Source organism: Bradyrhizobium stylosanthis (genome assembly GCF_001641335.1).
Lineage (GTDB): Bacteria > Pseudomonadota > Alphaproteobacteria > Rhizobiales > Xanthobacteraceae > Bradyrhizobium > Bradyrhizobium stylosanthis.
In genome coordinates this window covers 1-26504 of sequence record NZ_LVEM01000009.1, presented here as the reverse complement: position 1 = coordinate 26504, position 26504 = coordinate 1, and the positions used below count along the sequence as shown (strand labels likewise).

Sequence of the window (26504 nt, the reverse complement as noted above, 5' to 3'; positions counted from 1 at the left end):
GAAATTACGGGGTTGCGGCGGGCCAGTCACGTCCTCGTGTTATGCGGGAAAAGGGGTGTCTCCCGTACAGGAACGGATGCCTCAGTGCTGCCGTTGTGGTAGGCTTCGCTCTACCGGGCAACCTGGAGAGCTTATTGAACGGCGTCACCCCCGACCCGTCAGACCCGAACCGCGATGGCGACGCTCTGTCGCGGCTGAAGCTGGCGCAGGCCCTCGACAGGGCCATCTATGCCATCGCGTGGGAGCGTGCCTGGCCAAATCTCGCGCGGCTATTGACCGTCATCGGCTTGTTCCTGGTGGTGTCCTGGGCCGGTCTCTGGCTGGCGCTGCCGTTCGTTGCCCGTGCCATCGGTCTCGCCGTCTTCGCCGGTCTTGCGATCGCCGCCCTGTTCCCTCTGATCCGTTTCCGCTGGCCGAGCCGCGAGGAAGCGCTGAGCCGGCTCGACCGCGGCTCCGGCATCCGCCATCGCCCGGCCACCACGCTCACCGACACCCTGAGCTCGCAGGACCCGATCGCGAAGGCGCTGTGGCAGGCGCAGCGCGAACGCACGCTGGCCTCGCTCAAGCGTATCCGTGCCGGCCTGCCGCGGCCGCGGCTCGCGCTGCATGATCCCTGGGCTCTGCGCGCCCTGGTCATGGTGATGCTGGTTGCGACCTTCTTTGCCGCGGGCGATGAGCGCGCGATGCGCCTCGGCGCGGCCTTCGACTGGAACGGCGTGCTGGCGCCGACCAATGTCCGCGTCGACGCCTGGGTCACGCCGCCGCTCTACACCGGCAAGCCGCCGGTGATCCTGTCGGCCGCGAACAAGGAAGCCGCCGCGCTGCCGGCGAGCGGTCCGCTCGCCGTGCCCGCCGGCTCGACCCTGATCGTGCGCTCCTCCGGCGGCAACCTGGACGTCGTCGTCTCCGGCGGCCTCAAGGAGGTCGCTCCCACCGAGGCCACGCCGAAGGGCACTAACGAAAAGCACTTTGCCATCACCGCCGACGGCACCGCGCATGTCCGCGCGCCGTCCGGCCAGCCGCAATGGGCTTTTGCCGCGACGCCCGATCGTCCGCCGACGATCTCGCTCGCCAAGGATCCGGAACGCCAGGCCCGCGGCGCGCTGCAGCTCTCCTACAAGATCGAGGACGATTACGGCGTCACCGGCGCCGAGGCGCAGATCGGCCTGCGTGCTGCCGATGGCAAGGACGCAACTAAGGACGACACCAAGGCCGCCGCCGCGCGGCCGCTGTTCCAGCCGCCGCAATTCCCGCTGGTGCTGCCGAATGCGCGCACCCGCAACGGCGTCGGCCAGACCGTGAAGGATCTCAGTGAGGACCCCTATGCCGGCGCCGACGTCACCCTGACGCTCACCGCCAAGGACGAGGCTGGCAACGAGGCCAAGAGCGAACCCTTCAACATGCGCCTGCCCGAGCGCCTCTTCACCAACTCGCTCGCGCGCGCGCTGATCGAGCAGCGCCGCATCCTCGCGCTCGACGCCAACAAGAATTCCGACGTCTACGCCGCGCTCGACGCGCTGATGATCGCGCCCGACTTGTTCACGCCGGATGCCGGTTGCTATCTCGGCCTGCGCAGCCTCGCGCTCCAGCTCGAAGCGGCCCGCACCGACGATGCGCTGCGCGAAGTGGTGGGCAGCATGTGGGCGTTCGCGGTCACCATCGAGGACGACGGCGTCGCCGGCAGCGTCAACGCGGCGCTGCGCTCGGCGCAGGATGCGCTCAAGCGGGCGCTGGAACGCGGCGCCAGCGAGGACGAGATCAAGGTGCTGACGCAGAAGCTCCGCGAGGCCATGGCCGGCAAGGTGCGCGATCTCGCCCGCCGCGCCGAGCAGAATCCGCTCGGGCCCCGGCAGCCGTTCCCCGCGGAGGTCCAGCTCATCCTCGACAAGGCGATCCAGCTGCGACAGAAGACCCAGAATGCGACGGCGGAGCAGCTCGAGGAGTTGGCGCAGCAGCAGGACGCGCTTCGCCAGCAGCTCCAGGCCTATCGCAAGTCGGCGAGCAACCGGGCCAAGGCGGGCAACGACGGGGCCAACCAGTTTACGCGAGACCGGAAATGCGGAAGCTAGCGCGCGTGCCAGTCTTCAAGGCGATCCCGATCGCCTGCCTCGCTCTGCTGCTCGGCGGCATCTCGCCGGCGGCTGCCCAGCTGGACCAGGATCCCGACGCGCTGCTCGACAGCGCCGAAAAGGCGATGCAGGATTCCGGCGACAGCCTCAGGCAGAAGGAATCCGGCAAGAGCTTGGGCAACCAGTCGGACGCGATCCAGAAGCTCGAGGAATACAAGCGCGCGACGGAACGGAGCCAGTCCTCCAATCGTGATCGCAACGTCATCACGCAGCGCGATCTCGACGAGCTCTTGAAGCAGATCGAGAAGGCCGCGCGCGAAGGCAACAAAGAGGCCGCGCAGCGCATGCTCGAGCAGCTCGCGCAGATCATGGAAAATCTCCAGATGGCGCAGCCGGGGCAGTCCGGCGACAGCGACATGGAGCAGGCGCTGAACGAGCTCAGCGACATGATCCGCAAGCAGCAGCAATTGCGCGACAAGACCTTCAAGCAGGGCCAGGATTCCCGGCGTGACCGCTCGCGCGGCAAGCCGCAGGGCGACCAGTCGATGTCGGACCTCCAGCAGGACCAGCAGGCGCTGCGCGATCGCCTGAAGAAGCTGCAGGACGAGCTCGCCAAGCGCGGTCTCACGCAGAAGGGACCGAAGGGTCAGAAAGGTCAGCCGGGACAGAAGGGCCAGCAGGGTGACCCCGGACAGTCCGGCCAGGATGGCGATCAGGACGGCGACCAGGGTGATGACGACGGCAGCCTCGACGCCGCCGACGGCGCCATGGGCGACGCCGGTTCGAAGCTCGGCGAAGGCAATGCGGACGGCGCCGTGGATTCGCAGGGCAAGGCGCTCGACGCTTTGCGCAAGGGTGCGCAGAAGATGGCCGAGGCGATGCAGCAGGGCGATGGCGACGGGCAGGGCGATGGCCCCGGCAACCGGGCCGGCCGTCAGCAGAGCGGCGGCAATCAGACCGACCCGCTCGGCCGTCCGCTCCATGGCCGTGAATTCAGCGACGATTACACGGTCAAGATCCCCGGCGAGATCGACGCCCAGCGCGTCCGCCGCATCCTCGAAGAGCTCCGCCGCCGCTTGGGCGATCCCTCGCGCCCGCAGATCGAGCTCGATTACATCGAGCGGCTGCTGAAGGATTTTTGAAGCTGCGAGATCTCTCCCCGATGTCGTCCCGGCGAAGGCCGGGACCCATAATCACAGGGAGTGGTTTGGCGAAGACTCGGAGTGACCAGCTCGCGTCGTGACTGCTGCTGGGGAGTATGGGTCCCGGCCTTCGCCGGGACGACACCGATCGTGCAGGAGCAACCTCGCGTCACAGCGGCGGCAGGTGCTCGCTACCCCTTCTTCGCCGCCAGCGCGTCCGCCACTGCGGTGCGGATATCGGCGACCGAGAACGGCTTGGTCACGACGTCATGCACCAGCGCATTCAAGTTCGAGGCGCGCTCGCGCTGGTCGGCAAAGCCGGTCATCAGCAGAATGGTGAGGTCGGGGAAATCGCGCGCGGCGGACAGCGCCAGCGCGATGCCGTCCATGACCGGCATCTGGATGTCGGTAAGCAGGAGGTCGAACGCGCCGTCCTCGCGGGTCAGGATCTCCAGCGCCTCGGCGCCGTCCTGCGCCGTCACGGTCTCGTGGCCGTCCATGGCGATGGCGCGCGCCACCAGCGTGCGCATCGAGTCCTCGTCGTCGGCGATCAGGATTTTCGGCATGAGACCAGCCTTGGGATCAGCTCCCGCGGATATTGCGAACCTGATTACACGCTGCCACCGGCGATGTCGCGCCGGTTGAAGAAGCGGACGTCGATGTTGCGGCCCTCCGGCGGCGGCGAGGCCAGGCGCGAGCGGAAGAAGGCGCGCTCGCCGGGCTGCAGAACGGTCTGCTCCAGCACGGTGTTCCAGGCGTAGATCTCCGCGCCCTGCGCGTCGCGCACCGCAAAGCGCAGCCGCGGGATATCGAGCGGCTTCTTGCCCTGGCCGACGATCACGCCTTCGATCACCAACACCTGCTTACCGTCGACGGTCTCGCTGGAGAGCTTGACGTCCTTGAAGGTCAGACCACGCAGGTTAACGTCGAGCCCGACCATCTTGTAGAAGGCCGCCGTCTGCGGCAGCAGGCGCACCACGTCGCCGCGCCACATGATCATGGCGAGCACCAGTGCGGCCATGGCGGCGCAGGCGGTCGGCAGGCCGAAATAGGATTTTCGCGGTGCCACGGCCGGCGTCGGGCGCTTCACCCGCGCCCCGGGGCGGCTGAACAGGTTGCGGAACCAGGATTGGTGCTGGGCGCCGACGGCTTCTTCCTCGGCGGCCCGGGCCGCCGCCGACCACTCGTCCTCGATCTCCTGGGCGGTCTCGGCCGGCCAGTCGCCCGCGATCGAGGGGCTTTCGACCACCGGGGTGTCGGCGGCGTTATCGTCCTTGGCGTAGGAGTTCCACTGCTCGGCCAGGTCGGACTGGTCGTCGGCCTGGCTGGCCGCGACCATGGCTGGGACGGATGCCTCCTCGATGGCATCCTCGGCATAGGCGACCCAGGTTTCCTTGCAGCGGGAGCAGCGGACCGTCCGCCCGTTCGCCCCGAGGCTCGCGGGCTTGATGGCGTAGGATGTCGTACAATGGGGGCAGACGATATGCATGGACGAGCCTTGATGCACGAACTGGTCTTGACGAGCCGGAGTGGCGGTTGCTCAGGATGCTACAAGGCGACCGTTAACGAACCGGAAACCATAACGGCCGCAAAAACCGTTGGCCGCACAAGGCGGAGCGTCGCGGCGCTTCTGTCGCCACCTCTCGAACGGAGCTGAGCTTGGTTCGGTTCGAAAATGTCGGATTGCGTTACGGTCTGGGGCCGGAGATTCTGCGCGACCTCAGCTTCCAGATCCCGGCGCATTCCTTCCAGTTCCTCACCGGCCCGTCCGGCGCCGGCAAGACCTCGCTGCTGCGTCTGTTGTTCCTGTCGCACCGGCCGACGCGCGGCCTCGTCAACCTGTTCGGCCACGACATCTCGCAGCTCGGCAAGGACGAGATCGCCGACCTGCGCAAGCGCATCGGCATCGTGCTGCAGGATTTCCGCCTGCTCGATCACATGACGACCTATGAGAACGTGGCGCTGCCGTTCCGCGTCATGGGCCGCAGCGAGTCGAGCTATCGCAAGGAGGTCATCGACCTCCTGCGCTGGGTCGGGCTCGGCGAGCGCATGGACGCGCTGCCGCCCATCCTCTCCGGCGGCGAGAAGCAGCGCGCGGCGATCGCGCGCGCGGTGATCTCGCGGCCGCAGCTGCTGCTCGCGGACGAGCCGACCGGCAGCGTCGATCCGACGCTGGGCCGCCGCCTGCTGCGGCTCTTCATCGAGCTCAACAAATCGGGTACCGCCGTCATCATCGCCACCCACGACATCGGCCTGATGGACCAGTACGAGGCGCGGCGGCTCGTGCTGCATCAGGGACGGTTGCACGTCTATGAGTAAGACCGACGAGCGCGGCGTGCTGGTCGACCTCGGACAGGAGCGTCCGCAGCTCCCGGCGAGGGCGCGCAACATGTCGCCGATCGTGCCGCGCGCCTCGATCCACGGTCGCGCGCTGGTCGCGGTCGTCGCCATCATGACCTTCCTGGCGTCGATGACCACGGGCACGGTGCTGCTGGTCAGCGCGTCCGCCGCGGAATGGCAGTCGGACGTCGCGAGCGAGATCACCATCCAGGTTCGCCCGCAGACGGGGCGCGACCTCGACCGCGACACCGCGGCGGTGACCGAGGCGATGCGCTCGCAGCCCGGCATCGTCGAGGTCAAGCCGTTCAGCAGGGACGAGAGCGGCAAGCTGCTCGAGCCATGGCTCGGCACCGGATTGTCGATGGACGATCTGCCGGTGCCGCGCATGATCATCGCGCGGGTGCAGCCCGGTACGCAGCTCGACCTCGGCGCCCTGCGCGCCCGTGTGACCCAGGTCGCGCCGAGCGCCAGCGTCGACGATCACCGCGCCTGGATCGAGCGGATGCGGTCGATGACCAATGCGACCGTGCTTGCCGGCCTCGGTATCCTCGCGCTCGTCATCATCGCGACCATCATCTCGGTGTCGTTCGCGACCCGCGGCGCCATGGCGGCGAACCGTCCGATCGTCGAGGTGCTGCATTTCGTCGGCGCCGGCGACCGCTACATCGCCAATCGCTTCCTGCGCCATTTCCTCAGGCTCGGCCTCGAGGGCGGCGTGATCGGCGGCGGCGTCGCCATGCTGGTGTTCGGCTTCTCCGAGTCGATCGCGGGCTGGTTCTCCGGCACGCCCGTCGGGGATCAGTTCGCAGCGCTGCTCGGCACCTTCTCGCTGCGTCCATCAGGCTATGTCGTGCTCGCGGTGCAGGCCGTGCTGATCGGCGCCATCACCGCGGTGGCCTCGCGCCAGACGTTGTTCGCGACGTTGAATGACGTGGATTGAGATTTCTGTTCTTCCTGCTCCCTTGTGGGAGAGGGTGAAGAAACCGGACTCCACTTCGCCTCAAAACGTCCTAAAATCATCCAGGGAAGGGATCACCGACATCGCATGACCGCGCCGACCGACGATCGATCGCCGAAACTGCCGCGCGGCTGGCTGCGCGCGGCATTGGTGTCGGCAATTGCGCTCGCTTTCGTCAGCGCGGCGGCGGGCTTCGTCGCGTTCCTGTCGCAGATGCGCGGCGCCGAGATCGCGCCGGACCGCAAGGCCGACGGCATCGTGGTCCTGACCGGAGGCTCCTCGCGGGTGTCGGACGCGATGGAGCTGCTGGCGGCCGGCTACGGCAAGCGGCTGCTGATCTCCGGCGTGCATCCGACCTCGACGGCGAACGACATCTCGCGGACCCTGCCGGAGAACCAGTCCTTCATGACCTGCTGCGTCGACCTCGACCGCACCGCGCTCACGACCCGCGGTAACGCGGCAGAGACGCGGCGCTGGGCCGAGGGGCGCGGTTTCAAGTCGCTGATCGTGGTCACCTCGAACTATCACATGCCCCGCGCGCTGGTGGAATTCTCGCATGCGATGCCGGAGACGAAGCTGATCCCGTTCGCGGTGGTCGGCGACAAATGGCGCGAGGAGCCATGGTGGACCTCGGCGTCCACTTTGCGGCTGCTGTTGTCCGAATATGTCAAGTACATCGCGGCCGAGCTCAGGGTGCGGCTGGAGGATTTCGGGATTGACCTTTCGCCCGAGATGTCGGAGCAGCCTGCAGGCCAGCAAATGAGGCGGCCCGCCACCGCACAGGCCAATTGATCGGACCTTCGATGTTCCTGATTTTCCTGCGTTCGCTCGTGTTCAACGTGCTGTTCTACGCCGTGCTGGTCGCCCTCGCGATCGTGGCGCTGCCGACCTTCGCGTTGCCGCCGCGCGCGATGCTGACCGTTGCCGGATGGTGGGCGAAGGCGACCCTGTTCCTGATGCGCGTGGTCTGCAACATCAGGGTGGAATTCCGCGGCACCGAGAAGATCCCGCAGGGGCCATTGGTGATCGCGGCGAAGCACCAGTCGTTCTGGGAGACCTTCGTGCTGCCCGGGTTTTTGAACCGCCCGATCTTCATCCTCAAGCGCCAGCTCATGCAGATCCCGGTGTTCGGCCAGTTCCTGGCCAAGACGGGGATGATCGCGATCGACCGCAACGCCGGCGTGAAGGCGCTGCTGGACATGACGCGGCGGGCGCGCGATGCCGTGCGCAGCGGAAAGCAGCTCGTGATCTTTCCGGAAGGCACCCGGCGCGCACCGGGTGCGCCGCCCGACTACAAGACCGGTTTCGCGCAGATCTATTCGTCCTGCGGGGTACAGTGCCTGCCGATCGCGCTCAATTCCGGCCTGTTCTGGCCGCGCCGCACCTTCATGCGCTATCCCGGCACGCTGGTGGTCGAGTTTCTCGACCCGCTGCCGCCGGGGCTGCCGAAGGACGAGTTTCTCGCCCGCGTGCAGACGGTCATCGAAGAGGCGACGGGCCGCATCGTCGAAGCGGGCCGGAAAGAGCAGGAACAGCTGATCGGCAGCGCGCCAAGCTACGCGCCGTCGGAGAGCTAGCGGTTCTCTCGGTCTTCGGACGCAGGCGCGTGCAGGGAATGTGCATCACCGTGCAGCATGGTCGCGAGCTGATGCAGCTGCGCGTCGCGAAAGCCTTCGGCTTCGATCGCCTTCACCGTCGCCGTGACATAGTCGCGGTTGGCGCCGGACTGGCCGTGACCCTGGATGACGTGGCGATGCTGATCGGCGAGCGACAGGCGGCCGGCATATTGAACATGGCCGCGATCGACGACATAGGCGAGCGCGGAGACGCGCTGGCGCGCATCGTTCTCCAGCCACACCGAGCGCATGACTTCGCGATAGACCGATGTGACCTGCTCGCGCGCCCGCAAGTAGGCGACGACGTCGGCGCGGCTCTTCTCGGCGACGCGGAAGGCGATGCCGCGGCAGGCGCCGCCGCGATCGAGCCCGAGTACCAGGCCCGGCTTCTCCGGTGTGCCGCGATGGACGAAGGAATAGACGCAGAGCGCACGATGCTCGCCGACCAGCCGCGCCGGGACGCGCTCCTCGAATTCGAAGCCCGGTCGCCACATCAGCGAGCCGTAGCCGAACACCCAGAGGTCGCCCTTGGCTGTGGTGACGGAGGGGAGGGTGATTTCGGACATGCCGGGCACGGCTACCAGAATGAGGACCCCAAGCGAAGCGAATTCTCCTCCTTTCGCCGGGGGCCGGCCTCGCTTACATTTGCCAGAATCTGGGGTCAAAGGGTCGCCGCATGTCAAACATGACCGTTGCCGCAGGCCGGCGCTCCCGTTGGGGCCTTTTCATCGCACCCGTTCTCGTCCTGATCCTCGCGGTCGCGTGGAGCTGCTTCTGGTTCTATGCCGCGTCGCAGGCCGAGGTCGCCGCCGACGCCTGGCGCGCGCAGGAGGCCAAATCCGGCCGCATCTACGATTGCGCCAAGCGCTCGATCGCAGGCTTTCCGTTCCGCTTCGAGGTCCAGTGTTCCGGCGCCAGCGTCGCCCTGGTGTCGCAGAATGCCAGCAAGACGCCGTTCACGGCGAAGCTCGACAACATCCTGGTCGTTGCGCAGGTCTACGATCCCAAGCTCGTCATCGCTGAATTCTCCGCGCCGGCAACGCTGGTCGACGGTGTCACGCAAAACACCTTCGTGGTGAACTGGAGCAAGGGTCGCAGCAGCGTTGTCGGCCTGCCGGCTGTGCCGGACCGCGCCTCCATCGTGTTCGACGATCCCACCTTGAATCGGCTCGACGGCAGCGTGCAGGTGCCGCTCGCGCGCGCCAAGCAGATCGAGCTGCATGGGCGTCTCGCGGAGGGGTCGAAGTCCGATCATCCTGTGATTGAGACCGTGCTCCACATCGCGCAAGGCAGCATCCAGGGCGTTCATCCCTTGCTTGCCGAGCCGTTCGAGGCCGACACCCGCGCCAAGATCACCGGCCTTTCGGATCTCACTCCGAAGCCATGGCCGCAGCGTTTCCGCGAGATCCAGGCCGCGGGCGGCCATATCGAGATCGTGCAGTCGCGGATCCAGCAGGGCGAGATGATCGCGGTCGCGGCCGGCACGCTCGGCCTCTCGGCCAATGGCCGACTGGACGGCGAGCTGCAGATGACGGTGACCGGTCTCGAGCGCGTGATCCCGGCGCTCGGCATCGAGAAGATGCTGGAGGAGGGCGTGCCGCAGGCCACCCTCGATCGCGTCGCGCCCGGCGTGAAGTCGCAGGATCTCAACAATCTCTTCGGCGCGCTCGACCGCGCCGTTCCCGGCCTCGGCAAGGTCATCAAGCAGAACGCGAACGCCGGACTTGCCGCGGGCATCAACTCGATCGGCACCGAGAGCACGCTCGAGGGCAAGAAGGCGCGCAGCTTCCCGCTGAAATTCGTCGACGGCGCCGTGTTGCTCGGCCCGGTCAAGGTCGGCCAGATCCCGCCGCTGTATTAGCTCTCTACGTGCTTCATCGTCATGCCCGGGCTTGTCCCGGGCATCCACGTCTCTCTTCAATCGCGGATGTGCGTGGATGGCCGGGACAAGCCCGGCCATGACGGAGCGGCGAGGACGCGCGCTTACGGCTTCTTGCCGAGCTGTCCGTGTTGCCGGCCGAAATCCGCGGCTGCCGAATCCTGGCCGATCTCGACGATGCCGCGGCGGATGGCGCGGGTGCGGGTGAAGTGATCGAACAGCGCCTCGCCGTCGCCGCGGCGGATCGCGCGGGTCAGCTTGGCGAGATCCTCGGTGAAGGTGCCGAGCATCTCCAGCACGGCTTCCTTGTTGGCGAGGAACACGTCGCGCCACATCGTCGGGTCGGACGCGGCGATGCGGGTGAAGTCGCGGAAGCCGCCGGCGGAGAACTTGATCACTTCGGACTCGGTCACCTGCGCCAGCTCGTCGGCGGTGCCGACAATGGTGTAGGCGATCAGATGCGGCAGATGGCTGGTGATCGCGAGCACGAGATCATGATGATCCGGCGTCATGACCTCGACCTTGGCGCCCATCGCGGCCCAGAACGCGCGCAGGTGATCGGTCGCAGCCGCATCGACGCCTTCCGGCGGCGTCAGGATGCACCAGCGGTTGATGAAGAGCTCGGCGAAGCCGGAATCGGGGCCCGAATGCTCGGTGCCCGCGACGGGATGCGCCGGCACAAAATGAACGGTCTTCGGCAGGTGCGGCGCCATGTCCCTGACGATCGCGCCCTTGACCGAGCCGACATCGGACACGATCGCGCCGGGCTTCAGATGCGGTGCGATCTCCTGCGCCACCGGCCCGCAGGCGCCGACGGGGATGCAGAGGATGACGAGATCGGCATCCTTCACCGCTTCCGCATTGGTCGCTACGACCTGATCGACAATGCCGAGCTCGATCACCCGCGCGCGCGTCTTCTCGGAGCGCGCGGTGGTGACGATCTCGCCTGCCAAGCCCTGGAGCTTGGCAGCGCGCGCGATCGAGCCGCCGATCAGGCCGAAGCCGATCAGGGCGACGCGCTGGAAGTGCGCCTGCGCGTTCATTTGCCGGCCACGAAGTCGCGCAGGCCGTCGACGACGAGGCGGTTGGCCTCCTCGGTGCCGATGGTCATGCGCAGCGAATGCGGCAGGCCGTAGTTCTTGAGTGCGCGCAGCACGAGGCCGCGCTTTGTGAGGAACGCGTCGGCGTCGTCCGAGGTCCTGCCCTTCTCGGTCGGGAAATGGATCAGCACGAAATTGGCGACGCTCGGGGTCACCTTCAGGCCGAGCTTGGTGATCTCCTCGGTCAGCCAGTTGCGCCAGGTCTCGGTGAACTGCTTGGACATCGCCTGATGCGCGGTGTCCTCGATCGCGGCGACCGCGGCATACATCGCCGGCGTCGACACGTTGAAGGGACCGCGGATGCGGTTGACGGCATCGATGATGTGCTCGGGGCCGAACATCCAGCCGATGCGCAGCGCAGCCAGGCCGTGGATCTTGGAGAAGGTGTGCGTCACCACCGTGTTCTCGGTGGTGGCGACGAGCTCGATGCCCATTTCATAGTCGTTACGAGAAACGTAGTCGCAATAGGCGGCGTCCAGCACCAGCAGCACATGCGAGGGCAGGCCGGCGCGCAGCCGCTTGACCTCGTCGAACGGGATGTAGGTGCCGGTCGGGTTGTTGGGGTTGGCGAGCCAGACCAGCTTCGTCTTCGGCGTCACCGCCTTCAGGATGGCGTCGACGTTGCAGGTGAGGTTGGTCTCCTCCGCGATCACGTTCCTGGCGCCGACCGCCATGGTTGCGATCGGATAGACCAGGAATCCGTGCGTGGTGGAGATCGCCTCGTCGCCCTGGCCGAGATAGGTGTGGGCGAGCAGGTTCAGGATCTCGTCCGAGCCGGCGCCGCAGATGATGCGGTTGGGATCGAGGCCATAGCTGCGGCCGATCGCTTCGCGCAGCACGCGCGAGGTGCCTTCCGGATAGTCTTCAAGATGATCCGCCACGCGCTTGAAGGCTTCGATCGCCTTGGGCGAGGGCCCGAACGGCGTCTCGTTGGCCGACAGCTTGAACACCTTGCGGCCCGGCTCCGGCACCGGGGTCTTGCCGGGCGTGTAGGGCGCAATATCGAGAATGCCGGGGTTCGGCACGGGGCGGGACATCTTCAACTCCGGATAGGCTTTAGGCGATACGCGATTTACGATTTCGGCCCGGTCGGGGGCACCGTATAGCGCGTTGCGTGGCTGCCGACGAGGGCCGTGGAGCGTACCGAGGCCCCCGCCTCGATCAGGGCAGCCCTGATTTTGTCGATGCTGCTCTCGCTCGTGACCGAGACCAGCAGGGCCGCGCCGTCGAAGGCGGTATCGGGCACCGCGACGATCTCGGCGAGCGGCGACAGCGCCCGCGCGACCTCGGCGTTCCACCCCGATACGCGCACGCTGAAGGTCTCGACCTCAGTCACCAGGGCGCTGTCGGCGACGCGCGAGATCGCGAACACCGGCAGCGCGGCCGGATGGTCGGCGCGCTCGACGAAGGGCATCCGCGCGATGATCTTCGGCGCGCCTTCCGCTTCCAGCTCCAGCCACCACGGCGTGCGGCTCGAGGTCGCCGAGACCAGTGCCAGATCGCCCTTGGATTTCGCCACCGCCTCGACCGCGGCCTGCGCGCTGAAATGCGCGACGTAAGGAACCGTGAAGCCGAAATGAAAGCGCACGGAATCGCGCATCGCCGGCTCGCTCACCGAGATGTCGGCATGCACGGAGAACGGCGCCTGCACATAGGTGAAGGTCGAGATGATGACGCGCCAGATGCTCTCGACCGTGTCGAGCGGCAGGATGCCGCGATGACGCTGCACGATCTCGCGCATCATCGAGGCCTCGCGCGCCGGACGGAAGGCCGAGCCGACCTCCTGGGTCTGCTTGACCTGGATCAGGCGGTCGATGATGTCGCCGCGCTGCATCAGCAGGCGATGCATGCCCTCGTCGATCGCGTCGATCTCCTTGCGCAAGTCCTGCAATGATGGTGGCGCGGGCGGACGTTGGGACATATCTGACTGGACTGTTGAGAGGCGTTCCAATGCGGGCCGGCCCAGGAAACTGGTAGGAAACTGGTAAGGCCGGATCCGCTGCGATCGACGTCTTGATTAGGCAGTCGGGGCGGCGAAAGCAAAGAGAAATGACGGCCTGTCCGGCCGGCAAGACAGGGATGAATTTGGCTGATCCGGTCCGCGACTTGACGAAAACCGCCCAAGCCGGTAGTTTTTTGCCCGTTCCGTGGTCATTTGAGCCGGCCGGCTTGCAGCCACGTTAAAAAACTCGCTAAACAGGCCGGGGACGCTTCCGATCCCGGCCGAACCTATCGTTCAGGCCGGGTTTTTCATGGCCTGATTCCAGCGGCGGTCTGACGACAGTCGCAAACGAGGTCGATGATGGTTGGCGTCAAGTCCGTGCCCAGTCCCGCGATCAGTGCCGACGACCGGTCGCATGAGGTGGATCATCCGAGCTCGCCGGTCGCACAGTTCGGCGCCGACCAGCCGCTGCGGCTCGATTGCGGCGTCGATCTCTCCCCGTTCCAGATCGCCTATCAGACCTATGGCGAGCTCAACGCGGATCGCTCCAACGCGGTGCTGATCTGCCATGCGCTGACCGGCGATCAGCACGTCGCCAATGTGCATCCCGTCACCGGCAAGTCCGGCTGGTGGGAGACGCTGGTCGGCCCGGGCCGGCCGCTCGATCCCAGGCATTACTTCATCATCTGCTCCAACGTGATCGGCGGCTGCATGGGCTCGACCGGGCCGGCCTCGATCAACCCCGCCACCGGCAAGGTGTGGGGCCTCGATTTTCCCGTCATCACCATTCCCGACATGGTCCGCGCACAGGCGATGCTGATCGACCGGCTCGGCATCGACACGCTGTTCGCCGTCGTCGGTGGCTCGATGGGCGGCATGCAGGTGCTGCAATGGACCGCGGCCTATCCTGGCCGCGTCTACTCCGCGCTGGCGATCGCCTGCGCAACGCGGCACTCGGCGCAGAACATCGCCTTCCATGAACTCGGCCGGCAGGCGGTGATGGCCGATCCCGACTGGCACAATGGCGGCTATGCCGATCAGGGCATCCATCCGCATCGCGGGCTCGCGGTGGCGCGCATGGCCGCGCACATCACCTATCTCTCGGACGCGGCGCTGCATCGCAAATTCGGCCGGCGCATGCAGGACCGCGAATTGCCGACCTTCTCGTTCGACGCCGACTTCCAGGTCGAGTCCTATCTGCGCTACCAGGGCTCGTCCTTCGTCGAGCGCTTCGACGCCAATGCCTATCTCTATCTGACGCGCGCGATGGACTATTTCGACATCGCGGCCGACCATGGCGGCGTGCTGGCGAAGGCGTTCGCCGGCATCCAGACGCGTTTCTGCGTGGTGTCGTTCACCAGCGACTGGTTGTTTCCGACCTCGGAATCGCGCGCGCTGGTGCATGCGCTGAATGCGTCGAGCGCGCGGGTGTCGTTCGCCGAGATCGAGACCGATCGCGGCCACGACGCCTTCCTGCTCGACGTGCCCGAATTCTTCGACATCTCCCGCGCCTTCCTGCAGTCGGCCGGCAAGGCACGCGGGCTTACGGCTAAGGACGGCTAGCGATGTCTGTACAGGAAGTGCTGCCGCTCGGCGGCGTTGCGGCCGGACAATCCGGCCAGGCTCGCGCCGACCATCTGCTGGTGGCCGAGATGGTCAAGCCGGGCTCGAGAGTGCTCGACGTCGGTTGCGGCGACGGCGATCTGCTGCAGCTGCTCGAGGCCCGCGGCATCGACGGGCGCGGCATCGAGCTATCGCGCGAGGGCGTCAATCGCTGCGTCGCCAAGGGCCTCGCGGTGGTGCAGGGCGATGCCGACACCGACCTCGTCAATTATCCCGACGACGCGTTCGACTATGTGATCCTGTCGCAGACGCTGCAGGCGACGCGGCAGCCGAAGGTCGTGCTGGAGAACTTGCTGCGCATCGGCCATCGCGCCATCGTGTCGTTCCCGAATTTCGGCTTCTGGAAGATGCGGCTCCAGCTCCTGATCGGCGGCCACATGCCGCGCACGGAGAATCTGCCCGCGACCTGGTACGACACCGCCAACATCCACTTCTGCACCATCAAGGATTTCGTCGAGCTCTGCGACGCGATCAACGTCAAGATGGAACGCTCCGTGGCGCTCGATCTCTACGGCCGCCCCGTGCCGCTGAACCTGCCCTGGTGGGTGTGGAACATGTTCGGCGAGCAGGGTGTGTTCCTGCTGACGCGCGGCGGGCAAGGGAAATAGCCTCACCGTCATTGCGAGCGTAGCGAAGCAATCCAGAGTCTTTCCTTGGAGGAAGTCTGGATTGCTTCGTCGCAAGAGCTCCTCGCAATGACGGAGCGTATAGCGTCGCCGTCGCCCTAATGCGCAGCCAGCGACCTCGGATCCCGCACCGGCCAACGGCCGGCTTCGACCAGCGTCACGAAGCGCTCGACGCTCTCGTTGAACAGCGCGGGCTCTTCGAGATTGAGCACGTGGCCCGACTTCGGAAACATCGCGAGCCCGGCCGCGGGCAGGTGCTTCTTCAGGAACAGGCTCGCCCCGATGCACGGATCGTCCTCGTCGCCGCAGATGATCAGCGCGGGCGTCGTCACCTTCGCGATCGTCTCCGTCAGCGTGTAGATCGAGGGCCGCCCGCCCTGGAAGCCGCGCATCGTGCGCGCCGAGCCCTTTGAATCGTGCCGCGCCAGCGCGGCGTAGAAATCGGCATGGCCGCGCGGGTCCTTCACAAGGAAGGGAATCCGGCTCGGTGCCTCGCGCGTGACCTTTGCGACTTCCGCGGAGCCCAGCGTCTCGAACTGCTCGGCATTGGCGCGGCACTGCTTGCGCCAAGCCTCCAGGTTCTCGAGCTCGGAGCCCGAGCCGACACCGGCGAGCGTCATCGACAGCGCGCGCTGCGGCGCGTTCAATCCGATCTGGAGCGACGAATAGGCGCCCATCGAGAGGCCGACGAGATGCGCGCGTTCGATCTTGAGATGATCGAGCACCGCGAGCGCGTCGGTGTAGAAGTGCTTGTAGGTGTAGACCTCGCCCGCAGGCACGTCCGATGGCGTGTAGCCGCGTGCGGAATAGGTGATGCAGCGGTGGCCGCGCGAGAAGTAGCGCATCTGCGGCTCCCAATTGGTGTAGTCGGCCGCGAACTCGTGCAGAAAAATGATCGGCGTTCCCTGGCCCGCTTCTTCGAAATAGATGCGGACGTCATCCCTGGTCGTGGCGTGGGGCATTAACCGTTTCCCTCTCTTCAAGCCGTGCACGCAGGATCGCAGTTAATGTTGTTGTCCGCAATGCGGCAGCCTGAAACGAGCACCAGCGCAAAATCATCGCAGCTATTCGCCGGGCGTGGCGTCTTTTTCTCGCCACATCCGGAAGCTTTACGGCTCGTCGGTTGTCGGCCACCGCACGGGCCGACGGGAAAGAGGGGTGTCAACGAAGGATGAAGAATGTTTGAGTTGTTTGCGTCTCGCCTGTCGCGCTGTGTTGTCGCGCTGGCGATCTTCTTCGCGGCGGTTGCCGCTTTCGTTTCTCCGGCCTCGGCAAGGCCTCATCATCGTCATAGCGCAGAGCGGCACGCTCACGCACATCACGCCAGACATCATCACTATCGCCACCATGCACGCAGCTCGCGCTTCGATCGCAGCGCGGCGCAGTTGCAGGCGGGCGGCTTTGGCGACACCCAGGCCTCCTATGATCCGAACGCCAACAGCGGCGGCATGGCCCGCAACGCAATGGCCAGCACGACGGCGGTCGCAGGCAGCGGCAGCTTCGGCGGCGGATCGGGCCTCGTGTCCGAGGCACGGCGCTATCTCGGCGGCAACCCGACCGGGCGCGGCAGCCTGTGGTGCGCGCGCTTCATGAACATGGTGCTGCAGCATACCGGCCATCAGGGCACCGGCTCGGACATGGCGAGCTCGTTCGCGCGCTATGGCACGCGTGTCTCCGGCCCGCAGGTCGGCGCCATCGCGGTGATGTCGCGCGGCCGCCGCGGCGGCCATGTCGGCATCATCACCGGCGTCGACGCGCAGGGCAATCCGATCATGATCTCAGGCAACAACGGCAACCGCGTCCGCGAGGCGCCGGTCTCGCGCGGCCGCATCTATGCGTATGTGATGCCGAATTGAGGTGAGGATGTAGGGTGGGTTAGCTGGCGGTCGCGCGAAGCGCGGTCCGCCAGCGTAACCCACCTCTTCTGTTTCGGCGGTGACAGACAGTGGTGGGTTACGCCTGCGGCTAACCCACCCTACGAACCGTCACACCAGTCTCGGCTGCTCCACCGCGACGGCATCGCCCACGCCGATCTCGCCATCGGCGATCACCTCGGCATAGATGCCGCAATCCATGTGGCCGAGATGGCGCGACAGCGTCGGCGGAATCTCGAGATCGCGTGCGGCGGTCACGGGGTCGACATTGGTGGCCGGGCAGCGGACGATGCGCTTGACCACCTTCAGCCGCGCCGCGCCGATCGCGAGCGTCTGGCCGACTAGGTCGAGCTCGGACCAGGCGGGCCAGCCCTTCACATAGAGGTTGCCGCGGAAGCGCAGCGGGTGGACGGCAGTGCCGCCCAGCATCGCCTCGATGGCCCGGACGCTGTCCAGGTTGATGATCGACACGACCTTGCGGGCGACGTCGGAAAAGCTGTGGTCGCGGCCGGACAGGACCTTTGGCGGGCCCTTCAACTCCGGCTGGAAGTTCTCGGTGAAATAGCTCTCGATGGCGGTGCGCCCGGCGGCGGTCTCCAGATCGCCGCTGGCGACGATCTGGCCGCCCCTGCGGATGGTCAGGCGATTGGTCGCGTCCTCGAACCGGGTGTCGAGGGAAGCCAGCCGCTCATTGCGCGCCAGCATCAGGAACAGGATTTTCGGCTTCCATTCGGGCGCCTCGGGATCGAACCCGCTCGGCCCGTTCTCGATGGCGTAGCGGCGATCGGCCGGCAGCGTCTGGCCGGTCCGCAAGGGGACCCGGGGCAGGCTCTCGGGCGTCAGGCCCTTGATCGGGTAGCGGTAGAGGCCGGTGATCTCGGCGGTCTGGCTGGCTGTCATGCCGCTACTTAGGGGATTCGACGCAGCCCCGCCAAGCGGGCGGATCAGCGCACGAAATTGTGAACTCGCCTCTTTCGCATCAGCAGCCCGCTTCCCACATCTGCCTCAGGCCGGCGGCAACGCCGGTCCAAGACGACCGTTACCGGTTGAGAAACGTCAATGCGGTATTCGGAAACCCAATGAAGATGCCGTTTGGGGTGCCTTAGAGGGCCCCAGGGGCAGGCCGAGGGAAAGAAAAGACCATGAATATCGACAAATATACCGAACGCTCCAGGGGCTTCGTCCAGTCTGCGCAGTCGCTTGCGGTGCGCGAGGGGCACCAGCAGTTTTCCACCCTGCACGTCCTCAAGGTCCTCCTGGACGACAACGAGGGCCTCGCTGCCGGTCTGATCGACCGCGCCGGCGGCAATTCCCGTGCGATCCTGAAGGCGACCGAAGAGGCCCTGAACAAGGTGCCGAAGGTCTCCGGCGGCGGCGCCGGACAGATCTATCTTGCGCCCGAGCTTGCCCGCACCTTCGACGCGGCCGAGAAAGCCGGCGAGAAGGCCGGCGACAGCTTCGTCACCGTCGAGCGGCTGCTGCTCGGTCTCACGCTGGAGAAGACCAGCGAGGCCGGCGTGATCCTCGCCAAAGGCGGCGTCACTCCGCAAAATCTCAACGCCGCGATCGAGGCGCTGCGCAAGGGCCGCACCGCGGATTCCGCGACGGCCGAGAACGCCTATGACGCGCTGAAGAAATACGCCCGCGATCTCACCCAGGCTGCGCGCGACGGCAAGCTCGACCCGGTCATCGGCCGCGACGAGGAGATCCGCCGTACCATCCAGGTGCTCTCGCGCCGGACCAAGAACAATCCCGTCCTGATCGGCGAGCCCGGCGTCGGCAAGACCGCCATCGCGGAGGGCCTCGCGCTGCGCATCGTCAACGGCGACGTGCCCGAGAGCCTGAAGGACAAGAAGCTGCTGTCGCTGGACCTCGGCGCCCTGATCGCGGGTGCAAAGTACCGCGGCGAGTTCGAGGAGCGGCTGAAGGCCGTGCTCCAGGAAGTCACCGCGAGCGAGGGCAACTTCATTCTGTTCATCGACGAGATGCACACGCTGATCGGCGCCGGCAAGGGCGATGGCGCGATGGACGCGTCCAACCTGCTCAAGCCTGCGCTCGCCCGCGGCGAGCTGCACTGCATCGGCGCGACCACGCTCGACGAGTACCAGAAGCACGTCGAGAAGGACGCCGCGCTGGCGCGGCGCTTCCAGCCGATCTTCGTCAGCGAGCCCTCGGTCGAGGACACCATCTCGATCCTGCGAGGCCTCAAGGACAAGTACGAGCAGCACCACGGCGTGCGGATCACCGATTCCGCGCTGGTGGCCGCGACGACGCTGTCCAACCGCTACATCACCGACCGCTTCCTGCCCGACAAGGCGATCGACCTCATGGACGAGGCCGCGGCGCGGCTGAAGATGCAGGTCGATTCCAAGCCGGAGGAGCTGGATTCGCTCGACCGCGAGATCATCCGGCTCAAGATCGAGCAGGAGGCGCTCAAGAAGGAAAGCGATCTCGGTTCGAAATCCCGTCTCGAGTCACTGCAGAAGGAGCTCGCCGAGCTCGAAGAGAAGTCTGCGGCGCTGACGGCGCGCTGGAGCGCGGAGAAGAACAAGCTCTCCAACGCCCAGAAGCTGAAGTCGGAGCTCGACGCCCTGCGCGTCGATCTGGCCGATGCGCAGCGGCGCGGCGAATTCCAGAAGGCGGGCGAGCTGGCCTATGGCCGGATTCCGCAGCTCGAGAAGCAGCTCGCGGACATCGAGGCGCGTGAAGGCTCCGGTGAGATGATGGAGGAGGCGGTGACCGCCAACCACATCGCGCAGGTGGTCTCGCGCTGGACCGGCGTGCCCGTCGACAAGATGCTGGAGGGCGAGAAGGAGAAGCTCCTGAAGATGGAGGAGCAGCTCGGCACGCGCGTCGTCGGCCAGGCCGAGGCCGTGCGTGCGGTCGCGACCGCCGTGCGTCGCTCCCGTGCCGGCCTGCAGGACCCGCACCGGCCGACCGGCTCGTTCATGTTCCTGGGGCCGACCGGCGTCGGCAAGACCGAGCTGACCAAGGCGCTCGCCGAGTATCTCTTCAACGACGAGACCGCGATGGTCCGCCTCGACATGTCCGAATACATGGAGAAGCACTCGGTCTCGCGGCTGATCGGCGCGCCTCCGGGCTATGTCGGTTATGACGAGGGCGGTGCGCTCACCGAGGCGGTGCGGCGCCGGCCTTACCAGGTCGTGCTGTTCGACGAGATCGAGAAGGCGCACCCTGACGTGTTCAACGTCCTGCTGCAGGTGCTCGACGACGGCCGCCTGACCGATGGCCAGGGCCGCACCGTCGACTTCCGCAACACGTTGATCATCATGACCTCGAACCTCGGTTCGGAATTCCTGGTGAACCAGCCGGAGGGCGAGGACACCTCGGCCGTGCGCGAGCAGGTGATGGGAACGGTGCGGGCGCATTTCCGCCCCGAATTCCTCAACCGCGTCGACGAGATCATCCTGTTCCACCGCTTGCAGAAGAGCGAGATGGGCCGGATCGTCGAGATCCAGTTCGCGCGACTGCAGAAGCTGCTGACCGATCGCAAGATCGTTCTGACGCTCGATGCCGCTGGCCGCGACTGGCTGGCCGCCAAGGGCTGGGATCCCGCCTACGGCGCAAGGCCGCTGAAGCGCGTGATCCAGCGCTACCTGCAGGACCCGCTCGCCGAGATGATCCTCGGCGGCGACGTGCGCGACGGCGACAACGTCGCGATCTCGTCCGAAGGCAACGTGCTGACCTTCAACGGCAAGGCGCCGCAAACCGCTGAGATCGCCCAGTTCGAGGCGCCGGTGTCGAAGCGGAAGCTGAACTGAGCGTCATCGCTGCCTGAAACAACAGAGCGCCCCGGAGAGGTTTCTCCGGGGCGTATTGTTTTGAGCGAGCTGTTTTGATCGCGCCGGGTTGACGTCCTAGCCGAGTGCCGGCGCGGCGCCGGGCGCGGCCGGTGCGGCCTCCTCATCGTCTTCCTCGAGCTCGGACAGGATGTCGACGAGCTCGCGCACCCGTCCCTGTGCCAAGGGCCGCAAATCGTTGATCATCGGCTCGTCATTGGCGAGCCAGGCCTGGGCCTCGGCGAGTTCCTCGACGGTCGCGCCGGTCCCGATAATCTGGGCAATGGTGACGTCGTCGGCCCGATCCACGATCTTGATGACATCGTCGCGTGAGAGCCGCGTCATGGCGATCCTCCTGCTGGTCGGCTTCCCCTCAGCCTTTAACGGGGAACCGGCGGGGCCGGTTCCCGTGCGGCGAGGTTCCGCGGCCAGGCGCTACTTCTTCACCGCCTTGTAGATCGCATTCTCGATGTCGGAGGAGAAGTAGATCACGCCGCTTGCGCCGATCGCCACGCCCGTCGGAATGTGCGTCGGCAGGCCGCCGGGCGCGCCCGTCAGGCCGATCGGGAGATTGGCCGCGATCTCCGTGACCTGGCCGCTCTCCGGTGCGATCTCGATCAGCCGCCTGGCGCCGACTTCCGCCACGATCAATTGGCCTTGGGGACCTCGCGCGATGCCTTCGGGCATCTTCAGCTCCTTGGCGAGCACGGTTTTCTCGCCGTTGCTGTCGATCCGGGACACGGTGCCCGCAAAGGCCTCGGTGACGTAGACCTCGTCGGTCTTTCCGCGAACGAGCCCGACCGGGCCCTCGAGATTGCCTGCCAGCGTGGTGCGATCCTTGCCGTGCTCCCCGCTCACCTTGGTCAGCGACTTGGTGCCGAGCTCGGCCACCAGGATGCTGCCGTCTGCCAGCACGATCGCGTCATGCGGCGCCTTGAAGCCGTGCAGCATGTCGCGCGTTGCGCCGGTCTTGCCGTCGATCACCTGCACGGTGCCGGTGAACCAGCTCGACAGGATCACGTCATTGCCGTTCGCCGTCGCGCTCATCGGATATTCGAGCGTGGTGCCTGCGGCGTGCATACGGGCCTTCTCTGTGACCTCGCCGGTCGCGCCGTCCACCGTGCGATAGGCGAACACGTCGGCGACGTGGATGGTGTCCTTGTCGTTCTCCGAGGTGACGCCGATGCCGCCGGGCAGCGCGAGCTTGCCGATGATGATCTGCTTGGCCTCGCCGGTCGCGGGATCCACCTGCTGGATGCCGTTGTCGGCCATGTTGGACACGTAGATGCGGTCCTTGTCGTCGATGGCGAGATTGTCCAGCGACGGCTTCAACTGCGCGACCGTCGTCTTGGCGCCCGTTTTGGGATCGACCCGGACGAGCTGGCCGAGCGCGGTATCGACCACGAAGAGATTGCCCTTGGAATCGAAGTTCACCGCGGCGGGGACCTTGAAGCCGTCGGCGACGACGGTGAGCTCGGCCTTGTCGACGTCGACCTTGGCGACCTGGCCCTTGAACCAGAGCGGACCGTAGAGCTTGTCGTCGGGACCGAACTCGAAGCCGTTGAGGCCGCCCATCTTCTCCATGATCTGGCGGGCCGGTTTGACGCCCTCGACGTCGATTTCATAGAGCGTGTCGCCGAGGAAAACGGTCGTGGCGTACAGCCTGCCGTCCTTGCGGAAGGCGAGGGAATTGATGCCGGGAAGGCCCGACGCGAGTTTCTTGATCGGGCCGTCGCCCTTGCGGGCATAGAGATCGCCGGCGAGGAATCCGGTCCAGGCCATGGTGCCGTCGGGCGCGAACGCAATGTCGTCGGCCATTCCGATCGGAGCCGGGATTGAAACCTTGGCGGTACCGCCTGGGATGTCGACCTCGTAGAGCGCCGCGCCCGCGACGCTGCCGGCGAACAAATGGCCGGCCTTGTCGATCGCAAGCCCGTGCACGCCGTGGAAGGCCGAGCCGGGAACGAGCTTCGTGATTTCCCAAGTGTCGGCCGATGCGCTCGAGACGGAGAAAACCGCGGCAACCAGGGCCGCGCAGGCGAACCTGCTCTTCATGGCGAGACCTCCCGTTTTTTGGAAAGTATTCGCCCGTCACACGGCTTTGGCAAACGAAACTTGACGTTGTGATGCAGTGAAGCGACCTGCGGTTTCGCAGCGCTGTTTTCAGCAATGTCTGGAGATGTCAGGCCGGTATCGGCCGGTTGCGACTACCGGTTGCTGACCTGCAACGGCCCGCCGGTGGCGTCCGACATGCGCGCGATGGCGCCGCCGCGGCCGCTCATCATGCCGTCGAGCCGGTCGCGTTCCTTCTCGAAGCCCGCCAGCACCGCGCCCTCGAGCGAACGGCCGCGCGGCAGCTTGACGCGCAGCGGATCGACGAAGCGGCCGTTGACAAGGATTTCGTAGTGCACGTGCGGGCCCGTCGACTGGCCGGTCGAGCCGACGAAGCCGATCACCTGGCCCTGCCGCACCTTCTTGCCGACTTCCATGCCCTTGGCGAACGCCGACATGTGGCCGTAGGCGGTCTCGTAGCCGTTGGAATGCTTGATGCGGATGTATTTGCCGTAGCCGCCTTCGGGGCCGGCCTTCTCGATCATGCCGTTGCCGGAGGCGAAGATCGGCGTGCCGTAGGCGGTGGCCCAGTCGACGCCGGTGTGCATCTTCACATAGCCCAGGATCGGATGGCGGCGGCCGCCGAAGCCCGAACGCATGATGGCGTTGTTGACGGGTTTCCTGACCAGGAACTTCTTCGCGCTCTTGCCGGTCTCGTCGTAGTAGTCGACCACGCCGTCGTCGGGGCTCTGGTAGCGGTAGTATTTCTTGGTCTCGCCGCCGACCGTGAGGGAGGCGAACAGCACGTCGTTCTTTTCGCTCGACGTCGTGCCCTCTTCCTCGCCGGCGTAGAAGACGTCGAAGGAATCGCCCGGCTGCACCTTGCGCTGGAAATCGACGTCGTAGGAGTAGATCTTGATCATGTCCTCGATGACGGGCATCGGGACCTTGTTGCGCATCGCGGTCTCGTAAATGCTCTGGTAGAGCCGCACGCCGGTGCCGTCATCGTCGTCATCGTCGTCGCTGTTGGCGTTGGCCGCAGCGTCGGCGACGGTGTTCATGCTGGAGACGTCGACGGCGACGTACTTGCCGAGGTCGGACAGTGCCGCGATCGCCTCGACCATGGTGTCGTTAGCAACCACGACGCGATAGGGCTGGAGCCGGGCGCCGGGGCTCGCGGGCGCCATCAGGATGCGGAGTTTCTCGCCTTCCTTCAGGCCGCCGTCGCGGCCGCGCGGGCCGAGTGTCGCGGTGATCGCCTTGATTTCCTCGGCCGTCGCGCCGAGATCGCGCAAGACGGAGCCGACGCTGTCGCCCTTCTTGACGACGTGGACGCGTTCGCCGTTCGGATTGCCGCCGGTGATCTGTTCCTTGGTCTTCGGCAGCAGCGTGACGTTTTCCGGCACCACGCGGGTTTCGAAGCCGGCATAGGGATCGGACGACGACACCTCGGTGGCATAGGCCATCTTGATGTCGGAAGGACCGGTCGCGCCGGACACGTCGGCGGCGGCATTGGCGAGCGAGGCGTAACGCACTCCGCTGCCTCCGCGCCAGTTGGCGGCATCGCGCACCCGCATCAGGATGTCGTCGAGCGCCACCACCGCGGTGATCTTGGCCTTCGGCAGCACCTGCGCGAGGTCCTTGGTGACGAAGGAGACCTCGGCGTCGGGCTCGACGGCTTCCGGATTGTTCGGATCCTCCGACGCCGTCTTCGGATCGGAGCCGACGTCGGTCAGCAGACGCTGGGCGTTGAACGGCGGAATCTTCGCCGACAGATCGCTCGTCGTCATCGACAGATTGCCGGCGATGCGGACGAAGGKGCGCACCCGCATCACGTCGCGATTGCCGACGCGGGCGACCGTCGAGACGCGCACGATGTTGCGCGAGGCCGTGGATTCACTGGGGGGAGGCAGGCGGTCGCTCTTGTGCAGCGTGGCGGCGCGGTCGGCAGCGCCGAAGGCACCACGCAGCGCGCCTTCGACCCGCTCGGGCACCTTGGCGAAGGTCATCTCGCCGTCGAGAGACGCGAAAACGGCGCCGCCGATCAGGGCTGCGCCGCAGAGTCCGGTCAGAATTGTCCCGCTGAACCATTGTACCGAGACGCGACGGCGATCGATGACGGCGGCTTCCGAACCATCGACGGACAGCGGCGGCTCGTGGCCGAGATCGATGATCCCGGTCTCACGCCCATAAGCGCCGCGTGACGTCCTGTGGTTCAACCCAAGTCCCCCAATCAACGACCCAAGAGCCCAATGAGCTCGATCTCCAGAGCCCGGTTTCGAGCCCTTCCCTGGCTGCCCTCTTGGAGGGGCATCGCAGGAACGGGCAAGCCGCACAGGCGTCCGCGGTCAGAAGGCCCGATGGTCGGGCCGGCCGGAATTACGAACAGCTAAGCGGAAAAAGATCTCTCGATGTCTCTCGAATGTCTGAAGAAGGCCGCTTCATCGGTATGATCGCCTTCCTCTGACCCCACGCAAATCGCCGGCAGCCCCCACTGGCATCCCCGCGATTCAAGCTTGTCTCTTATCAGAACGCCGCGGGATTGTGGCTCAAGTACGGCGCCTAATATGGAAAAAGTTTCCTGAACGGCCTGGCGCGGAGGGCCTTAGGGCGAGCGGCAGGGGAGGCCGCTCCAGGACCCCCTCAGGAGCCCCTCCCGAGCCCCCTGAGGCCCAAACTTTTTTCAGATTTATTGCGGCGCAGTTCCGTCAGGCGATCTCCCTGGCCTTCTAATCGGCTAGAATCATTGAAATTTTTTCGACAACCCACTGTACGACGATTTGTTGACGATTGGCGTTGACAGCCCGGAAGGTGGGGCCTATAACCCCAACCACTGAGCGCGGCGCCGCCGGGTCACTGACCAAGGCGAGCGGACGCGTCACTGATGCTCCTCACCTTGTTGAGTGACACAACAACCGACACCAGTCGGTTGGAGTTCATCCATCGTCGGTAAGGGTGTCGGAACCCTTCCTCTCAGGAAGGTTGAGACCTCTCCGGTCTCGGGCTGTTTGACAAGTGAAGATGAAGAAAGAGAAACGTGGACGGCGGAGTCCTTGCGGGTCTCGCTTCTGAAGAGCTTCGGCTTTTCGGATCGGGACCGGACGAAAGACTTCGGCGGTACACGTTTTAAAGGAAACACCATCGTTGCCAGCGATGTGAATCGCAGGCAGCTCGGCGGCTTCGGTCGTCGGAAAAATGGTGGGACCTCGTCAAACGTTGTGATCAGCCGGTTCAAAGTTCAAGTCCAACTTGAGAGTTTGATCCTGGCTCAGAGCGAACGCTGGCGGCAGGCTTAACACATGCAAGTCGAGCGGGCGTAGCAATACGTCAGCGGCAGACGGGTGAGTAACGCGTGGGAACGTACCTTTTGGTTCGGAACAACACAGGGAAACTTGTGCTAATACCGGATAAGCCCTTACGGGGAAAGATTTATCGCCGAAAGATCGGCCCGCGTCTGATTAGCTAGTTGGTAGGGTAATGGCC

General features: G+C 65.9%; 22 protein-coding genes, 1 rRNA gene and 1 riboswitch. Of the genes, 12 read left to right on the top strand and 11 right to left on the bottom strand.

Going from position 1 to position 26504, the window contains the following annotated elements; translation table 11 throughout:
- Window positions 1–134: 134 nt before the first annotated feature.
- Both A7X65_RS38635 and A7X65_RS38630 read left to right on the top strand, forming a co-directional pair.
- Window positions 135–2069 (top strand): TIGR02302 family protein, encoded by a 1935-nt coding sequence (locus tag A7X65_RS38635; protein ID WP_063694658.1) that lies wholly within the window; start codon window positions 135–137, stop codon window positions 2067–2069.
- On the top strand, window positions 2057–3211 hold the full coding sequence (locus A7X65_RS38630; RefSeq protein WP_063694657.1) for a DUF4175 family protein: 1155 nt from the start codon (window positions 2057–2059) through the stop codon (window positions 3209–3211). Before A7X65_RS38635 ends, A7X65_RS38630 begins: the two co-directional genes overlap by 13 nt.
- 191 nt (window positions 3212–3402) lie before the next feature.
- Here A7X65_RS38630 and A7X65_RS38625 read toward each other — a convergent pair whose 3' ends face one another.
- Window positions 3403–3777: a response regulator gene (locus tag A7X65_RS38625; RefSeq protein ID WP_025033579.1), complete on the bottom strand. Its 375-nt coding sequence runs from the start codon at window positions 3775–3777 to the stop codon at window positions 3403–3405.
- Window positions 3778–3821: 44 nt separating this feature from the next.
- Window positions 3822–4700 (bottom strand): MJ0042-type zinc finger domain-containing protein, encoded by an 879-nt coding sequence (locus tag A7X65_RS38620; protein WP_063694656.1) that lies wholly within the window; start codon window positions 4698–4700, stop codon window positions 3822–3824.
- Window positions 4701–4870: 170 nt separating this feature from the next.
- Here A7X65_RS38620 and ftsE point away from each other — a divergent pair, with 170 nt between their 5' ends.
- The 4 genes from ftsE (at window position 4871) to A7X65_RS38600 (ending at window position 8086) form a co-directional block, all read left to right on the top strand.
- Complete coding sequence (gene ftsE, locus A7X65_RS38615) at window positions 4871–5530, top strand: cell division ATP-binding protein FtsE (protein ID WP_063694655.1); 660 nt, start codon at window positions 4871–4873, stop codon at window positions 5528–5530.
- On the top strand, window positions 5523–6491 hold the full coding sequence (locus A7X65_RS38610; RefSeq protein ID WP_063694654.1) for a cell division protein FtsX: 969 nt from the start codon (window positions 5523–5525) through the stop codon (window positions 6489–6491). The genes ftsE and A7X65_RS38610 overlap by 8 nt, the downstream gene beginning before the upstream one ends.
- A 105-nt stretch (window positions 6492–6596) precedes the next feature.
- Entirely contained in the window at window positions 6597–7301 is a 705-nt protein-coding gene (locus A7X65_RS38605) for a YdcF family protein (RefSeq protein ID WP_063694653.1), read from the top strand.
- A gap of 11 nt (window positions 7302–7312) precedes the next feature.
- Complete coding sequence (locus A7X65_RS38600; RefSeq protein ID WP_063694652.1) at window positions 7313–8086, top strand: lysophospholipid acyltransferase family protein; 774 nt, start codon at window positions 7313–7315, stop codon at window positions 8084–8086.
- Here the strand turns inward: A7X65_RS38600 and A7X65_RS38595 are convergent.
- Window positions 8083–8691: a gamma-glutamylcyclotransferase gene (locus A7X65_RS38595; RefSeq protein WP_063694755.1), complete on the bottom strand. Its 609-nt coding sequence runs from the start codon at window positions 8689–8691 to the stop codon at window positions 8083–8085. The genes A7X65_RS38600 and A7X65_RS38595 overlap by 4 nt on opposite strands.
- Before the next feature lie 110 nt (window positions 8692–8801).
- On the opposite strand from A7X65_RS38595, the gene A7X65_RS38590 reads away from it, so the two are divergent.
- Window positions 8802–9986, top strand: a complete 1185-nt coding sequence (locus A7X65_RS38590) for a DUF2125 domain-containing protein (RefSeq protein WP_063694651.1) — start codon at window positions 8802–8804, stop codon at window positions 9984–9986.
- A 122-nt stretch (window positions 9987–10108) separates the two neighbouring features.
- Here the strand turns inward: A7X65_RS38590 and A7X65_RS38585 are convergent, their stop codons facing one another.
- The 3 genes from A7X65_RS38585 to A7X65_RS38575 are packed head-to-tail and all read right to left on the bottom strand — an operon-like array spanning window position 10109 to window position 13025.
- Window positions 10109–11047, bottom strand: a complete 939-nt coding sequence (locus A7X65_RS38585; protein ID WP_063694650.1) for a prephenate/arogenate dehydrogenase family protein — start codon at window positions 11045–11047, stop codon at window positions 10109–10111.
- Window positions 11044–12141, bottom strand: a complete 1098-nt coding sequence (gene hisC, locus A7X65_RS38580) for a histidinol-phosphate transaminase (RefSeq protein ID WP_063694754.1) — start codon at window positions 12139–12141, stop codon at window positions 11044–11046. Before hisC ends, A7X65_RS38585 begins: the two co-directional genes overlap by 4 nt.
- A 35-nt stretch (window positions 12142–12176) precedes the next feature.
- Window positions 12177–13025 carry a chorismate mutase gene (locus A7X65_RS38575; RefSeq protein WP_063694649.1) on the bottom strand — a complete coding sequence of 283 codons (849 nt, stop codon included), beginning with the start codon at window positions 13023–13025 and terminating at the stop codon, window positions 12177–12179.
- A gap of 216 nt (window positions 13026–13241) precedes the next feature.
- Window positions 13242–13321: riboswitch (SAM riboswitch) on the top strand.
- A gap of 85 nt (window positions 13322–13406) precedes the next feature.
- Here A7X65_RS38575 and metX point away from each other — a divergent pair.
- Both metX and metW read left to right on the top strand, forming a co-directional pair.
- Window positions 13407–14609 (top strand): homoserine O-acetyltransferase MetX, encoded by a 1203-nt coding sequence (metX, locus tag A7X65_RS38570; RefSeq protein ID WP_063694753.1) that lies wholly within the window; start codon window positions 13407–13409, stop codon window positions 14607–14609.
- 2 nt (window positions 14610–14611) lie between these two features.
- Window positions 14612–15277 (top strand): methionine biosynthesis protein MetW, encoded by a 666-nt coding sequence (gene metW / locus A7X65_RS38565; protein WP_063694648.1) that lies wholly within the window; start codon window positions 14612–14614, stop codon window positions 15275–15277.
- A gap of 116 nt (window positions 15278–15393) precedes the next feature.
- Here metW and A7X65_RS38560 read toward each other — a convergent pair whose 3' ends face one another.
- Entirely contained in the window at window positions 15394–16257 is an 864-nt protein-coding gene (locus A7X65_RS38560) for an alpha/beta fold hydrolase (protein WP_063694647.1), read from the bottom strand.
- A gap of 216 nt (window positions 16258–16473) precedes the next feature.
- Here A7X65_RS38560 and A7X65_RS38555 point away from each other — a divergent pair, with 216 nt between their 5' ends.
- The gene (locus A7X65_RS38555; protein WP_063694646.1) at window positions 16474–17151 is read left to right on the top strand and encodes a TIGR02594 family protein; all 678 of its coding nucleotides are present in this window, start codon (window positions 16474–16476) and stop codon (window positions 17149–17151) included.
- Window positions 17152–17280: 129 nt separating this feature from the next.
- Here the strand turns inward: A7X65_RS38555 and A7X65_RS38550 are convergent, their stop codons facing one another.
- Window positions 17281–18069 (bottom strand): MOSC domain-containing protein, encoded by a 789-nt coding sequence (locus A7X65_RS38550; RefSeq protein ID WP_063694645.1) that lies wholly within the window; start codon window positions 18067–18069, stop codon window positions 17281–17283.
- 242 nt (window positions 18070–18311) lie between these two features.
- On the opposite strand from A7X65_RS38550, the gene clpB reads away from it, so the two are divergent.
- Window positions 18312–20951 (top strand): ATP-dependent chaperone ClpB, encoded by a 2640-nt coding sequence (clpB, locus tag A7X65_RS38545; RefSeq protein WP_063694644.1) that lies wholly within the window; start codon window positions 18312–18314, stop codon window positions 20949–20951.
- 96 nt (window positions 20952–21047) lie between these two features.
- Here the strand turns inward: clpB and A7X65_RS38540 are convergent, their stop codons facing one another.
- The 3 genes from A7X65_RS38540 to A7X65_RS38530 form a co-directional block, all read right to left on the bottom strand.
- Window positions 21048–21314 carry a hypothetical protein gene (locus tag A7X65_RS38540; protein ID WP_063694643.1) on the bottom strand — a complete coding sequence of 89 codons (267 nt, stop codon included), beginning with the start codon at window positions 21312–21314 and terminating at the stop codon, window positions 21048–21050.
- A 90-nt stretch (window positions 21315–21404) separates the two neighbouring features.
- Entirely contained in the window at window positions 21405–23024 is a 1620-nt protein-coding gene (locus A7X65_RS38535) for an SMP-30/gluconolactonase/LRE family protein (RefSeq protein WP_063694642.1), read from the bottom strand.
- Between the two features lie 152 nt (window positions 23025–23176).
- Window positions 23177–25240 (bottom strand): M23 family metallopeptidase, encoded by a 2064-nt coding sequence (locus tag A7X65_RS38530; RefSeq protein ID WP_063694641.1) that lies wholly within the window; start codon window positions 25238–25240, stop codon window positions 23177–23179.
- Between the two features lie 1026 nt (window positions 25241–26266).
- Here A7X65_RS38530 and A7X65_RS38525 point away from each other — a divergent pair.
- Window positions 26267–26504 (top strand): 16S ribosomal RNA (locus tag A7X65_RS38525); the annotation flags it as partial.